The 14,562-nt window shown below is 65.2% G+C and carries 9 protein-coding genes; 4 read left to right on the top strand and 5 right to left on the bottom strand.

The annotated features are described in order from the left end of the window. Positions 1-20: 20 nt before the first annotated feature. The 3 genes from folD to fixL form a co-directional block, all read right to left on the bottom strand. The gene (gene folD / locus ACPUER_RS17285; RefSeq protein ID WP_425131661.1) at positions 21-881 is read right to left on the bottom strand and encodes a bifunctional methylenetetrahydrofolate dehydrogenase/methenyltetrahydrofolate cyclohydrolase FolD; all 861 of its coding nucleotides are present in this window, start codon (positions 879-881) and stop codon (positions 21-23) included. A gap of 229 nt (positions 882-1,110) precedes the next feature. Then, positions 1,111-1,749: an oxygen response regulator transcription factor FixJ gene (gene fixJ / locus ACPUER_RS17280; RefSeq protein WP_006493245.1), complete on the bottom strand. Its 639-nt coding sequence runs from the start codon at positions 1,747-1,749 to the stop codon at positions 1,111-1,113. Further along, positions 1,746-4,262: an oxygen sensor histidine kinase FixL gene (gene fixL / locus ACPUER_RS17275; RefSeq protein WP_310141613.1), complete on the bottom strand. Its 2,517-nt coding sequence runs from the start codon at positions 4,260-4,262 to the stop codon at positions 1,746-1,748. The genes fixJ and fixL overlap by 4 nt, the downstream gene beginning before the upstream one ends. Before the next feature lie 273 nt (positions 4,263-4,535). On the opposite strand from fixL, the gene aceE reads away from it, so the two are divergent. The 3 genes from aceE to lpdA all read left to right on the top strand — a co-directional run bounded on the left by aceE (position 4,536) and on the right by lpdA (position 10,979). Continuing rightward, complete coding sequence (gene aceE, locus ACPUER_RS17270; RefSeq protein WP_175961257.1) at positions 4,536-7,232, top strand: pyruvate dehydrogenase (acetyl-transferring), homodimeric type; 2,697 nt, start codon at positions 4,536-4,538, stop codon at positions 7,230-7,232. A gap of 68 nt (positions 7,233-7,300) precedes the next feature. After that, entirely contained in the window at positions 7,301-8,944 is a 1,644-nt protein-coding gene (gene aceF, locus ACPUER_RS17265) for a dihydrolipoyllysine-residue acetyltransferase (RefSeq protein WP_425131660.1), read from the top strand. 274 nt (positions 8,945-9,218) lie between these two features. Next, a complete protein-coding gene (gene lpdA / locus ACPUER_RS17260) occupies positions 9,219-10,979 on the top strand; it encodes a dihydrolipoyl dehydrogenase (RefSeq protein WP_425131659.1) in 1,761 nt (586 codons plus the stop codon). Between the two features lie 206 nt (positions 10,980-11,185). Here lpdA and ACPUER_RS17255 read toward each other — a convergent pair whose 3' ends face one another. After that, positions 11,186-11,752: a phasin family protein gene (locus ACPUER_RS17255; RefSeq protein WP_034183551.1), complete on the bottom strand. Its 567-nt coding sequence runs from the start codon at positions 11,750-11,752 to the stop codon at positions 11,186-11,188. Positions 11,753-12,403: 651 nt separating this feature from the next. Between ACPUER_RS17255 and pbpG the strand changes: the two genes are divergently transcribed. Beyond that, positions 12,404-13,567 (top strand): D-alanyl-D-alanine endopeptidase, encoded by a 1,164-nt coding sequence (gene pbpG / locus ACPUER_RS17250; RefSeq protein WP_175961254.1) that lies wholly within the window; start codon positions 12,404-12,406, stop codon positions 13,565-13,567. 100 nt (positions 13,568-13,667) lie between these two features. On the opposite strand, the gene ACPUER_RS17245 is transcribed toward pbpG, so the two are convergent. Further along, positions 13,668-14,477, bottom strand: a complete 810-nt coding sequence (locus ACPUER_RS17245; protein WP_034183553.1) for an IclR family transcriptional regulator — start codon at positions 14,475-14,477, stop codon at positions 13,668-13,670. Positions 14,478-14,562 lie beyond the last annotated feature (85 nt).

Raw genomic sequence — 14,562 nt, 5'->3', positions numbered from 1 at the left:
CCGGCTGAACGGGCGGGGGGTCAGGCGGCCGCGGCGGCAGCGCGCTCGGCAGCTTCGATCGTGTTGATCAGCAGCATCGTGATGGTCATCGGGCCGACGCCGCCCGGCACCGGCGTGATGTGGCCGGCGACTTCCTTCACGCCCGCGAAGTCGACGTCGCCGCACAGCTTGCCTGCGTCGTCGCGGTTCATGCCGACGTCGATCACCGTCGCGCCGGGCTTCACCATGTCGGCCGTCAGGATGTTGCGCTTGCCGACCGCGGCGACCACGATATCGGCCTGCCGCGTGTGCGCGGCGAGGTCGCGCGTCTTGCTGTGGCAGATCGTCACGGTCGCGCCGGCTTCGAGCAGCAGCATCGCCATCGGCTTGCCGACGATGTTCGAGCGGCCGATCACGACCGCGTTCGCGCCCTGCAGCGCGATGTCGTGCGCAGCGAACATCTTCATCACACCGTACGGCGTGCACGGGCGGAACAGCGGCTTGCCGGTCATCAGCGCGCCGGCGTTCGCGACGTGAAAGCCGTCGACGTCCTTCTCCGGCGCGATCGCCTCGATCACCTTGTGGCTGTCGATGTGCGCGGGCAGCGGCAACTGCACGAGGATGCCGTGGATCTTCGGGTCACGGTTCAGTTCGTCGATACGCGCGAGCAGGTCGGCTTCCGACAGCGTGGCCGGGTACGCGTCCTTCAGCGAGAAGAAACCGTTGTCCTCGCACGCCTTGATCTTGTTGCGCACGTAGACTTCGCTCGCCGGGTTCTCGCCGACGAGGATCACCGCGAGGCCGGGCTGGTGGCCGCGTGCGGTCAGGGCGGCGGCGCGTTCGGCGGCCTGCGCGCGCAAGGTCTTCGAAAGGGCGTTGCCGTCGATGAGGAGGGCTGTCATGGTGGTGGGTCCTGCCGGGAAGTTGGAATGCGTGCGTACGGCACCGAAGCGCCGCAGCAAAACACGCAATTATACCGTTCGCCTGCTGCCGTCCGACAGCGAATCAGCAGGAAGCGTCATGACCGCGGCGCTCGCGCGCCGGGAGGAAAGGCCGCCGCCGCGCGAGTGGGCCGCATCGCGCGGGGCGGCTACGGGCCGGGCGGGCAGTGCCGCCGCGGCCGGCGAACGCTCAGGCCTGTTTCTTCGACAGCGCGAGGCGCAGCAGGTCGGCCACCGTGTTGACGTTGAGCTTTTCCATGATGTTCGCGCGGTGCGCTTCGACCGTCTTGATGCTGATGCCGAGGTCGTCGGCGATCTGCTTGTTCAGGCGGCCCGCGATGATCCGTTCGAGCACCTGCTGCTCGCGCGCGGTCAGCTTCGACAGGCGTTCGCTCGCGGCACGCTGTTCCTGGACGCTCTTGCTTTCGCTTCGGGCCTTGTCGAGCATCCGCTCGACGAGCTTGCGCAGCTCGGCTTCGTCGAACGGTTTCTCGATAAAGTCCATCGCACCCTTTTTCATCGTCGATACGGCCATCGGCACGTCGCCGTGACCGGTGACGAAGATGATCGGCAGCGCGGCGTTGTCGGCGATCAGGCGCTCCTGCAGTTCGAGGCCGCTCATGCCCGACATCCGCACGTCGAGGATCAGGCATGCGATCTGGCCGGCCTGCTGCGCAGGCTGGTATGCATCGAGGAATTGTTCGGCGCTCGAGAAGCATTGCACGCGATAGCCGTTCGCCTCCAGCAGCCAGCGCAGCGAGTCCCGTACGGCCTCGTCGTCGTCGACGACAAAGACGGTTTCCTGAGTGGTGGTGACTGGGCTATTCATAGTTCTCCCGTAACGGTATGTGATGCCGATGCCTCGCGCCCCCCTCGGCCGAGATCAGCGGGTTCCCCAATGGGCAGGCTGCAGTGGAACGTCGCGCCGGAAATGCGGCCATCCGGCTCGACGTTGTTGACCACCCACAGACGCCCCCGATGCGATTCGATGATCGAACGGCAGATGTTCAGCCCCATGCCCATGCCATCGGACTTGGTGCTGTAAAACGGTTCGAACAGGCGTTCGGCGGTCGCTTCGTCGACGCCCGGACCCTGGTCGATCACGCGGATGTCGACGAAGCCCGCATCGATGTCGGCGACGACGCGGATCACGCCGTCCGCCGACGCCGGCTTCACGTCGGCCATCGCCTCGGCCGCGTTCTTCATCAGGTTCATCAGCACCTGCTCGATCAGCACGGGGTCGACATAAATAATAGGCATTCTTGCGAGGATTTCCGTGACGATCCGGATCCTGCGCTTCCTGGCCTCGATTTCGGCGAGCCCGACCGCGTCGGCGACGATGTCCGCGACGCGCGCCGGCTGGCGCTTCGGCTCGCTGCGCTTCACGAATTCGCGGATCCGCTTGACGATCATCCCCGCCCGCAGCGCCTGCTGCGCGGTCTTTTCCAGCGCGGGCTGCAGCGTCTCGGGCGTGCCGCGGCCGCTCTTGACCAGCGCGAGCGTGCCCGAACAGTAGTTGTTGATCGCGGCGAGCGGCTGGTTCAATTCGTGAGCAATCGACGACGCCATTTCACCCATCGTCATCAATCGGCTGGTGAACTGCAGCTTCTCCTCCTGCTGGTGCGCGAGTTCCTGAGCCTTCTTGCGGGTCGTGATGTCGGTCGCGATCTGCATCTGCGCGAGGTGGCCGTCCACCCACTGGATGTACTGGCGGCGCACCTCGAACCATTTCTGGATGCTCTCGACGTACACCTCCTGCGCATCGGCGGTGCTGCTCGTCAGCGCGGCGGCCGGCAGGCCCGCGAACGCATCGACCATGTCGATCGAGTCGGACGATGCCTGCGCGCGGTCGAAGCCGCCGCCCGACAGCTCGAGATGGCCGTCCGGGCGGATGCCGAACAGGTGGCGGTAGTAGCGGTTCGCGAACAGCAGCTCGGCCTCGTCGGCGGCCAGCACCGACACCGCGGCGTCGAGGCTTTCGAGCACCGTCGTGAAGCGCTCGTGCGCGGCCGCGAGTTCCTCGCGCGCGCGCTTCGGTTCGGTGATGTCGGTCATCGACGACATCCAGCCCGTCTGGCGGCCGGAACTGTCGATCAGCGGCGATACGTACAGGCGCGCATGGAACAGCGTGCCGTTCTTGCGCCGCACGCGCAGCTCGAACCCCGAGCTCGGCGCCTTGCCGCGCAGCGTCATGTCGAGCTGGCGCTGCATTTCCGGGTAAGCGTCGCGCGGCCAGTACGGGAACGGCGCGACCTTGCCGACGAGGTCGGTTTCGTCCCAGCCCGTCATCCGGCAGAACGCGGGGTTCACGTGCGTGATGCGGCCGTGCATGTCGAGCACGCGCATGCCGATCAGCACCGAGTTCTCCATTGCGCGGCGGAAGAACGCCTCCGCGTACAGCGCCTGCTGCGCCTCGAAGCGCTGGCGCGTGTGCTTCCACAGGCTCCAGAGGCTCCACAGCACGAAGCACGACAGCCCCGCGACGAGCCACACGAGCGTGTTGTTGGTCAGGTTCGTGAGTTGCGGGAACGCGTACACGCGCACGGTCAGCCCCTGGCCGGGCGGATCGAGCGGCAGGTCGTAGTGCGAGTCGCGCGGCAGGCGCGGGCGCGTCGACGTGGACGACAGCTCGCGGTTGTTCGAGTCGGTGATCGAGATCTTGTACTTCGACGACAGCTCCTGCGGGATGTCGTGCTTCAGGATGCCTTCGACCGAGAACACCGCGGCGATCGAGCCGAGATATTCGCGGTCGCCGCGCATCACCGGCGTCTGCAGCGTGATGAAGCCGTTGCCGAAGTCGTCGTAGATCAGCGGCGAATAGGCCTGGCGGCGCGTGCTGCGCGCTTCGTCGTAGGCGCCGCGCACGGCGTCCTGCATCTGCGCGTCGCCGGGCTTCGCGAGCCGCTGGCCGAGCAGCGGCGGATGCACGGCCGGCCAGCGCTGCACGCCGGGGGAGGTGTACCAGTTCAGGTAGAGGATTTCCGGATGCGTCTGCATCACGTCCGCGACGGCCATCTGGAACGCGTTCTGGTCGAGGCGGCCCGACGCGAGATCGCGCGACAGCGCCTGGAGCTGTTCCTGCGCGCCCGTCATCGACAGGCGGATCTGCTGCTGCGCCCACGCGACGTTACGGAAGAGGGTGTCTTCCTGCTGCTGCTGTTCGCGGCGATTGAGGCTCCACAGGATGAGGCTCATCACCACGAGGAACACGAGGATCGACAGCAGCGGCGTCAGCAAATAGGAATTGGACCACCACGGTCCGTGGTGCCAACGGGACGGCTGCGACTCCGCCGGCGGGCCCGACGGTCGCGCCGAGCGTGCGAAAAGCCGATCGGTCAACATGGCAGGATTGTAGCGCAGCGCAATACATGGAAAACCCATACCGGATATGTTGAACGGAAACGGATTTATGCCGCCGGGACGTGCCGCAGAGCCCCGAAGCATGGGTGCGGCGCAGCAATATTCCGTATTGTGAGAAAAGATCTCACGATTCGAAAATTTTGTTGCGCAGGCCCGCGCACGCTCATTACAATCCGCTGGAGCTTGCCCGCAGCCGGTCGCGTCGCGTCGTCTGCACGAGAGCGATCCTCACATTCCAGGACCCAGGAGACGAGAATGTCCGCTGTACCGAACGAAGTGATGAAATATGTCGCCGCCGAACATGACGACGACCCGCAAGAAACCGTCGAGTGGCTGGAGTCGCTCGATGGCGTGATCTCCTCCGTGGGCACCGGCCGCGCGCACTACCTGATCGAAAAGCAGATCGAGTTCGCCCGCATGCACGGCGAGCACCTGCCGTTCTCCGCGAATACCCCGTACATCAACACGATTCCGGTCGAAGCCCAGGCGAAGATTCCGGGCGACCAGGATATCGAGCACCGCATCCGTTCGTACACGCGCTGGAACGCGCTGGCGATGGTGCTGCGCGCTGGCAAGGACACGAACGTCGGCGGCCACATCGCATCGTTCGCGTCGGCCGCGACGCTCTATGACGTCGGCTACAACCACTTCTGGCACGCAGCGTCCGACCAGCACGGCGGCGATCTCGTGTTCGTGCAGGGCCACTCGTCGCCGGGCGTGTATTCGCGCGCGTTCCTGCTCGGCCGCCTGAAGGAAGAGCAGCTCGACAACTTCCGCCAGGAAGTCGACGGCAACGGCATTTCGTCGTACCCGCACCCGTGGCTGATGCCGGACTTCTGGCAGTTCCCGACCGTGTCGATGGGTCTCGGCCCGATCATGGCGATCTACCAGGCGCGCTTCATGAAGTACCTGCAGGCGCGCGGCATCGCGACGACGGAAGGCCGCAAGGTGTGGGCGTTCCTCGGCGACGGCGAGACGGACGAACCGGAATCGCTCGGTGCGATCGGGATGGCAAGCCGCGAGAAGCTCGACAACCTCGTGTTCGTGATCAACTGCAACCTGCAGCGTCTCGACGGCCCGGTGCGCGGCAACGGCAAGATCATCCAGGAACTCGAATCGGAATTCCGCGGCGCCGGCTGGAACGTGATCAAGGTCATCTGGGGCAGCCGCTGGGATGCGCTGTTCGCGCGCGACAAGACGGGCGCGCTGATGCGCCGCATGATGGAAGTCGTCGACGGCGAATACCAGACGTACAAGTCGGAATCGGGCGCGTTCGTCCGCGAGCACTTCTTCAACTCGCCTGAGCTGAAGGCGCTGGTCGCCGACTGGTCGGACGACGACATCTGGGCGCTGAACCGCGGCGGCCACGATCCGCACAAGATCTATGCGGCGTTCCACGAAGCCAGCAACACGAAGGGCGCGCCGACCGTCATCCTCGCGAAGACCATCAAGGGCTATGGGATGGGCGAGTCGGGCCAAGCGATGAACATCACGCACCAGCAGAAGAAACTGCCGGTCGAGCAACTGAAGAAGTTCCGTGACCAGTTCCGCCTGCCGATCAGCGACGAGCAGATCGCCGACGTGCCGTACCTGAAGTTCGAGGAAGGCTCGAAGGAGCTCGAATACATGCGCAAGCAGCGCATGGACCTCGGCGGCTACCTGCCGCACCGCCGCGAGAAGGCGACGTCGCTGCCGGTGCCGGCGCTCGACGCGTTCGAGCCGCTGCTGAAGGGCACGGGTGAAGGCCGCGAGATCTCGACGACGATGGCGTTCGTGCGGATCCTGAACATCCTGCTGAAGGACAAGGCGCTCGGCAAGCGCGTCGTGCCGATCGTCCCGGACGAGTCGCGCACGTTCGGCATGGAAGGCCTGTTCCGCCAGATCGGCATCTGGAACCAGGAAGGCCAGAAGTACGTGCCGGAAGATTCCGACCAGCTGATGTTCTACAAGGAATCGCAAACCGGCCAGATCCTGCAGGAAGGCATCAACGAAGCGGGCGGCATGTGCGACTGGATCGCGGCGGCGACGTCGTACTCGACGCACGGCGAGATCATGGTGCCGTTCTACATCTTCTACTCGATGTTCGGCTTCCAGCGGATCGGCGATCTCGCGTGGGCCGCGGGCGACATGCGCTCGCGCGGCTTCCTGCTCGGCGGTACCGCGGGCCGCACGACGCTGAACGGCGAAGGCCTGCAGCACGAAGACGGCCACTCGCTCCTGTGGGCGGCATCGGTGCCGAACTGCGTGAGCTACGACCCGACCTTCGGCTACGAACTGGCCGTGATCATCCAGGACGGCCTGCGCCGCATGGTGCAGGACCAGGAAGACGTGTACTACTACATCACGGTGATGAACGAGAACTACGAGCACCCGGCGATTCCGCAGGGCGAGCACGTGGCGGCCGACATCATCAAGGGCATGTACGCGTTCAGGAAGGCCGACGCCGACAAGAAGGCGCCGCGCGTCCAGCTGCTCGGCGCGGGCACGATCTTCAACGAAGTGATCGCCGCCGCCGACCTGCTGAAGAACGACTGGGGCGTCGCCGCCGACCTGTGGAGCGTGCCGAGCTTCACCGAGCTCGCGCGCGAAGGTCACCAGGTCGAGCGCTGGAACCTGCTCCATCCGACCGAGGAGCGTCGCCTGTCGCACGTGCAGAAGTGCCTGAAGGACACGCAGGGCCCGGTCATCGCATCGACCGACTACGTCCGCGCGCTGGTCGACCAGATTCGCGGCCAGATCGATCGCCGCTTCGTCGTGCTGGGCACGGACGGCTTCGGCCGCTCGGATACCCGCGAGAAGCTGCGTCACTTCTTCGAGGTCGACCGTCACTGGGTCACCGTCGCTGCGCTCAACGCGCTGGCCGACGAAGGCACGATCGAGCGCAAGGTGGTCGCGGACGCGATCGCCAAGTACAACCTCGATCCGTCCAAGCCCAACCCGATGACCGTTTAACGCACACGCCGTGTGATGTCGCGCGTCGCTTCCGCGAGGAGCGCGCGCGGCCATGGAGACAGATACAGATGAGTCAAGCGATCGAAGTGAAGGTGCCGGATATCGGCGATTACAAGGACGTGCCCGTCATCGAAGTGCTCGTGAAGGCGGGCGACACGGTCGAGCCCGAGCAGTCGCTCGTCACGCTCGAGTCCGACAAGGCGACGATGGACGTCCCGAGCCCCGCGGCGGGCACGGTCAAGGAAGTGAAGGTGAAGGTGGGTGACTCGGTGTCGGAAGGCACGCTGATCATCCTGCTCGAAGGCGGCGCGGCCGCACAGCCGAACGGCGCGGCTGCGCCGGCTGCAGCCCCGGCTCCGGCGGCAGCGCCGGCACCGGCCGCAGCAGCACCGGCTGCCGCACCGGCAGCGGCCGGCGGCACGCTCGAAGTGAAGGTGCCCGACATCGGCGACTACAAGGACGTCCCGGTGATCGAGATCGGCGTGAAGGTCGGCGACACGGTCGAGAAGGAGCAGTCGCTCGTCACGCTCGAATCGGACAAGGCGACGATGGACGTGCCGAGCCCGGCTGCGGGCGTCGTGAAGGACATCAAGGTGAAGGTCGGCGATTCGGTGTCGGAAGGCACGCTGATCGTGCTGCTCGAAGCCGCAGGCGCACCGGCTGCCGCTCCGCAGGCGAGCGCACCGGCTCCGGCCGCTGCTGCATCGGCTCCGGCGCCCGCCGCCGCACCCGCGAAGGCTGCGCCGGCACCGGCACCGGCTGCGGCCGCAGCGCCGTCGGGCGAATACCGCGCCAGCCATGCTTCGCCGTCGGTGCGCAAGTTCGCGCGCGAACTCGGCGTCGAAGTCGCACGCGTGCAAGGTTCGGGGCCGAAGGGCCGCATCACGAAGGACGACGTCACGGGCTTCGTGAAGGGCGTGATGACGGGCCAGCGCGCAGCGCCGGGCGCGGCAGCGGCCGCACCGGCAGGCGGCGGCGAGCTGAACCTGCTGCCCTGGCCGAAGGTCGACTTCTCGAAGTTCGGCCCGTTCGAGGCGAAGCCGCTGTCGCGCATCAAGAAGATCTCGGGCGCGAACCTGCATCGCAACTGGGTGATGATCCCGCACGTCACGAACAACGACGAAGCGGACATCACCGATCTCGAGGCGCTGCGCGTCCAGTTGAACAAGGAGCACGAGAAGGCGGGCGTGAAGTTCACGATGCTCGCGTTCGTGATCAAGGCGGTCGTTGCCGCGCTGAAGAAATTCCCGACCTTCAACGCGAGCCTCGACGGCGACAACCTCGTGTTCAAGCAGTACTTCCACGTCGGTTTCGCCGCCGATACGCCGAACGGCCTCGTCGTGCCGGTGATCCGCGATGCGGACAAGAAGGGTCTCGTCGATATCGCGAAGGAAATGAGCGACCTGTCGAAGGCCGCGCGCGACGGCAAGCTGAAGCCGGACCAGATGCAGGGCGGCTGCTTCTCGATCTCGTCGCTCGGCGGGATCGGCGGGACGAACTTCACGCCGATCATCAACGCGCCGGAAGTGGCGATCCTCGGGTTGTCGCGCGGGCAGATGAAGCCGGTGTGGGACGGCAAGCAGTTCGTGCCGCGTCTCATGCTGCCGCTGTCGCTGTCGTATGACCATCGCGTGATCGATGGCGCGGAAGCCGCGCGGTTCAATGCGTATCTCGGCGCGTTGCTCGGCGATTTCCGGCGCATCGTTCTTTGATGAGCGGGGAGGGGCTCGCGGGGGCGTGGGGTTTATGTTGGTTATCCACGCTTCGTCGTTGAACTGGTTTTCCTGACGGTCTGCTAGCGTCGCCCCTGCGCGGGGCGGCGGTCACTTTTCTTTGTCTTCCAAAGAAAAGTAACCAAAAGAAAGGCGCGTCCTTGGGCGGACGGCAAAGGTGGTTCTGCCCCAAGTCGCCGTTCTTTTGTCAGGCCGTAGTTCGCTCGCGAGTTTCTCCCCCCTCTGTCTGCAGCTAATCAAGAAGGGGACAGTAATGAGTCTCATCGAAGTCAAGGTTCCGGATATCGGCGATTTCAGCGGCGTCGATGTCATCGAAGTCAACGTGCAGCCGGGCGACGTGATCGAAAAAGAGCAGACGCTCATCACGCTCGAATCGGACAAAGCCTCCATGGAAGTGCCCAGCGACGTCGCCGGCACCGTCAAGGAAGTCAAGGTCAAGGCCGGCGAGAAAGTCTCGCAAGGCACCGTCATCGCCATCGTCGAAGCAACGGCCGCCGCCGCCGTACCCGCGAAAGCACCCGAACCGGCCAAGCCCGCAGCGGCTGCTCCGGCACCGGCCGCAGCCGCGCCCGCGCCGCAAGCCGGCAGCTACGCCGGCGCAGTCGACATCGAATGCGACATGCTCGTGCTCGGCGCCGGCCCCGGCGGCTACTCGGCCGCGTTCCGCGCAGCCGATCTCGGCATGAAGACGGTGCTCGTCGAACGCTACCCGACGCTCGGCGGCGTGTGCCTGAACGTGGGCTGCATCCCGTCGAAGGCGCTGCTGCACACGGCGCTCGTCATCGACGAAGCCGAGGCGCTCGCGTCGCACGGCATCACGTTCGGCAAGCCGCAGGTCGATCTCGACAAGCTGCGCGACTTCAAGGGCGGCGTCGTCAAGAAGCTGACGACGGGCCTCTCAGGCATGGCGAAGGCGCGCAAGGTCGAAGTCGTCACGGGCGTCGGCGCGTTCGTTGATCCGTATCACATGGAAGTGCAGGGCGAAAACGGCAAGAAGGTCGTCAAGTTCAAGCAGGCGATCATCGCCGCGGGCTCTCAGGCCGTGAAGCTGCCGTTCATGCCGGAAGACCCGCGGGTCGTCGATTCGACGGGCGCGCTCGAACTGCGCCAGCTGCCGAAGCGCATGCTCGTGATCGGCGGCGGCATCATCGGCCTCGAAATGGCGACGGTGTACGCAACGCTCGGTGCCGAGATCGACGTCGTCGAAATGATGGACGGCCTGATGATGGGCGCGGACCGCGATCTCGTGAAGGTCTGGGAAAAGTACAACGCGAAGCGCTTCGGCAACGTGATGCTGAAGACCAAGACAGTCGGCGCGGAAGCGAAGGAAGACGGCATCTACGTGAAGTTCGAGGGCGAGAAGGCGCCGGCGGAAGCGCAGCGCTACGACCTCGTGCTCGTCGCGGTGGGCCGCAGCCCGAACGGCAAGAAGATCGGCGCCGACAAGGCCGGCGTCGCCGTCACGGATCGCGGCTTCATCGACGTCGACAAGCAGATGCGCACGAACGTCCCGCACATCTTCGCGATCGGCGATGTCGTCGGCCAGCCGATGCTCGCGCACAAGGCCGTGCATGAAGGCCACGTCGCAGCGGAAGCCGCGCACGGCGAGAAGGCGTACTTCGACGCACTGCAGATCCCGTCGGTGGCGTACACCGATCCGGAAGTGGCGTGGGCCGGCAAGACGGAAGACCAGTGCAAGGCCGAAGGCATCAAGTACGGCAAGGCGGTGTTCCCGTGGGCCGCTTCGGGCCGTGCGATCGCGAACGGCCGCGACGAAGGTTTCACGAAACTGATCTTCGACGAGGAAACCCATCGCGTGATCGGCGGCGGCATCGTCGGGCTGAACGCGGGCGACCTGATCAGCGAAGTGTGCCTCGCCGTCGAGATGGGCGCGGACGCGGAAGACATCGGCAAGACGATCCATCCGCACCCGACGCTCGGCGAGTCGGTCGGCATGGCCGCCGAACTGTACGAAGGTGTCTGTACGGACCTGCCGCCGCAACGCAAGAAGTAACGCGACCGGCACGGCCGGTCCTGTACCGGCCATGAAAAAACGCCGCCGCCCGGGCAATCCAGGCGGCGGCGTTTTCTTTTGCTCGCGGCCGGCGCGGCGCTCGAACGGCCGTTCGAGCGTAGCGAACGGCTGCCGGTTCGCGCCGTTTCCGGCGCCGGAAACGAAAAAGCCGCGCTGGGCGCGGCTCTTTCAGGAGCAGGGGGCGTTTACGCGGCCGGCTTGCTCGAACGACGCGCAGCGGCGGCGGTGGCAGCCTTCGTTGCGACGGCAGCAGCAGCGTTGAAGTTCGTTTCAGCGATCTCGACGGCTTGCTTCGTTGCCTTCTGAACCGTTTCGTACGTGGTGTTCGCAGCGTTCAGTGCCGACTTCAGCGCGGCGACAGCCGTTTCCGAACCGGCCGGAGCGTTCTTCGCGACGTTGTCGACGAGTGCCTGGACCTTCTTGTTCTGCTCTTCGAATTGCGCTTCGGCAACCTTCGTGAATTCGGCTTGCGTCGACGATGCGATTTCGTACAGGTGACGGCCGTACGACAGCACCTTTTCCGCGACCGGCTGCGACAGGCTCGCTTGCAGCGCGATCAGTTCCTGAGCGTCCTTCACCGACAGCAGACGCTGTGCGTTTTCCTGGCTCTCGACCAGCGTCGACTTCACGACCTGCAGGTTCAATTCGATCAGCTTTTCGACGCCTTCGAACGCCTTGGTCGTCAGACCGAACAGGCTTTCGAGGTTGGCTTTCTGTGCGGCGGCGATTTGCTCGGGGGTCAGCAAGGACATGTCAAGCTCCTGAAAAGCGATCGCGTCGATCGCAGGGTAAGGGGCACTACGATGGGGAAACTCGGATGCGCGTGCTTTGTGCAACGCAGCAATGAAACATATTTTAGGGCAGAGAAAACGGATGTCAAGTATTTTTTGTGCGTTGCACAATCGTGACAAATTATCGATAAAACAATGAGTTATCATGGCCGTTCGGAATCGGTTTCACGCTCGATCCCAAATGGTGCGCACGGGCGAGGGGCAGGCGCGGCGCACCATGAGCATGCACAGGTAAACCTGACAGGCTCGTGGAACGTTATCCTTCCGTTCCTGTCGAAAACGCGCCGTTTCGATGCGCATGCCGTGGCGACGTGCCTTCGCCATGGTCAAGAGGCGCTGCAGGCACGCCGAGCGCCGGATACGTAGTTTCCCCGCTTTAAATTGCCCCGAAAGTGACGTTATCTCAATTAACCGTGTGGTAATCGGGAGACGGGCGCTGTCGGGCAGTGCTTCCCATGATTTTTTTCGATGGGGGCGGGAGGGTCGATTGGTCTGAGGTTGGCTGACCCTTACATTCCGGTTTAACGACGATCGGTAAGTGCCTAATATTGCTCTTTTTTTAAGCTTTAACTACACTTGCGGAAACCTCCCGCCCGCTTTGTCCAGACCCCAATGAAAGCCGAATCGTTTTCACCGCGCAGATTGTTGCAGAGCATGACGCTCGGCGCGGCTGTGTCGGTCGCCGTCGCCTTGCTGGCGACCGCCGCGTCCGTCGCGCCCGCTGACGCCTTTGCCGCCACTGCGAAGACCCAACAAGCCGCCAAGAAAAAGGCCGTCGCTCCTGCTTCGTCCGCGAAGAAGTCGGTCAAGGCAGCATCCAGCCAATCCGCCAGGGTCGCCGCGGCCGATGCGCCGCGCGCGAAAGCGTCGCGCAAGCGCATGACGCTCGCGGCGGGCGTGCACGGCGGCCACCGCGGCGCAGTGCGCCAGGTCGCGTTCCAGCCGCGTCGTCCGACCGTCGGCCAGGCGTTCGGCCTGCACGACACGCCGGACGCGCTTGCGCTGCGCTCGAGCGTCGCGTACGTCGTCGACCAGAATTCCGGCGAGCCGCTGTTCGACAAGAATTCGCACGCCGTCGTGCCGATCGCGTCGATCTCGAAGCTGATGACGGCGATGGTCGTGCTCGACTCGAAGTCGCCGATGGCCGACCAGATCGAAGTCACCGACGAAGACCGCGACTACGAGAAGGGCACGGGCTCGCGCCTGTCGGTCGGTTCGGTGCTGTCGCGCGAGGACATGCTGCATATCGCGCTGATGGCGTCGGAAAACCGCGCGGCCGCCGCGCTGTCGCGTTACTACCCGGGCGGCCGTCCGGCGTTCGTCGCCGCGATGAACGCGAAGGCGAAGGCGCTCGGCATGACCGACACGCACTTCGAGAATTCGACGGGCCTGTCGAGCTCGAACGTGTCGAGCGCGCGCGACCTCGTGAAGATGGTCAATGCCGCGTACCAGTACCCGATGATTCGTCAGTTCTCGACCGATCGCACCTACGAGGTGTACACGGGCAAGCGCAATCTGGTCTACAACAGCACGAACGCGCTGATCCGCGGCAACGGCTCGTGGGACATCGGCCTGCAGAAAACGGGCTTCATCAACGAAGCGGGCGAGTGCCTCGTGATGCAGGCGACGATCCACGGCCGGCCGATGGTGATGGTGCTGCTCGATTCGTTCGGCAAGTATTCGCGCTTCGCCGACGCGGCACGCCTGCGCAACTGGCTCGATGCCGGCGGCGGCGAGCGCCTGACGGCAGCCAACACGCCGAACGGCGGCACCTGATCGTCTGTGGCGGTCCGCCGCCGCGCCGACTGGCTGCAAGAAAAAACCCCGCAATCGCGGGGTTTTTTCGTTCGGGAGAACCGAGGCCGGTGAAGGCGGCTTATGCCTGCCGCTGCAGCCCGTCCGCATCCTTCGCGGGCGCCGGCCGGTAGCCGAGCGATTCCGAGATGGTGAGCGCCGTGCGGCTCAACTGGCCGAGCCACGCGTCCTGCAGGCGATCGGCCGGCGCCGACAGCGACAGGCCCGCGACGAGCTTGCCCGAATCGTCGTAGATGCCGGCCGCGATACAGCGCACGCCGAGCTCCAGCTCCTCGTTGTCGCGTGCGCACGATTGCTGGCGGACAATCGTCAGCTCGCGCTCGAGCTTCGCGATGTCGGTGATGCTGTTCTGCGTATGGCCGGACAGCCCCGTGCGCGTCGCATAGGCGCGCACGCGCGACGTTTCGTCGGCCGCGAGGAATAGCTTGCCGACCGACGTGAGGTGCAGCGGCGCGCGGCCGCCGATGGCGCGGACGACCTGCATCCCCGAACGCTCCGAATATGCGCGCTCGATATAGACGATCTCGTCGCCCTGGCGCACCGACAGGTTCACGGTCTGCCCGGTGAGACGGTGCAGCTCGCGCATCGGCATCAGCGCCGCGTCGCGCACCGACAGGCGCGCCTTCACGAGGTTGCCGAGCTCGAGCAGCCGCATGCCGAGGCGGTACGTGCCGGGGTCGGAGCGGTCGACGAGACGGCAGGTCACCATGTCGTTGAGGATGCGGTGTGCGGTCGACGGATGCAGCTCCGTCCGCTGCGCAAGCTCCTTCAGGCTGACGGGGTCGCTGTGCGCGGCGAGCGCGTCCAGCAGCCGCATCATGCGTTCGATCACCTGGATCGACGTTTTTGAATCCGGGGTGGGTTGGCTCATGTCGGGGAGGAATCGGTTGACGCGTCAGGCGGGGTTGGGCCGATTGTATCTCGTATTGTGAAAAAAGCGAACGCCGTTCGAGGAA

The sequence above is a fragment of the Burkholderia sp. DN3021 genome (assembly GCF_049805555.1).
Classification (GTDB): Bacteria; Pseudomonadota; Gammaproteobacteria; order Burkholderiales; family Burkholderiaceae; genus Burkholderia; species Burkholderia pyrrocinia_C.
Note: the sequence above shows the minus strand (reverse complement) of the source record. Positions and strands in the feature narration are given on the sequence as shown.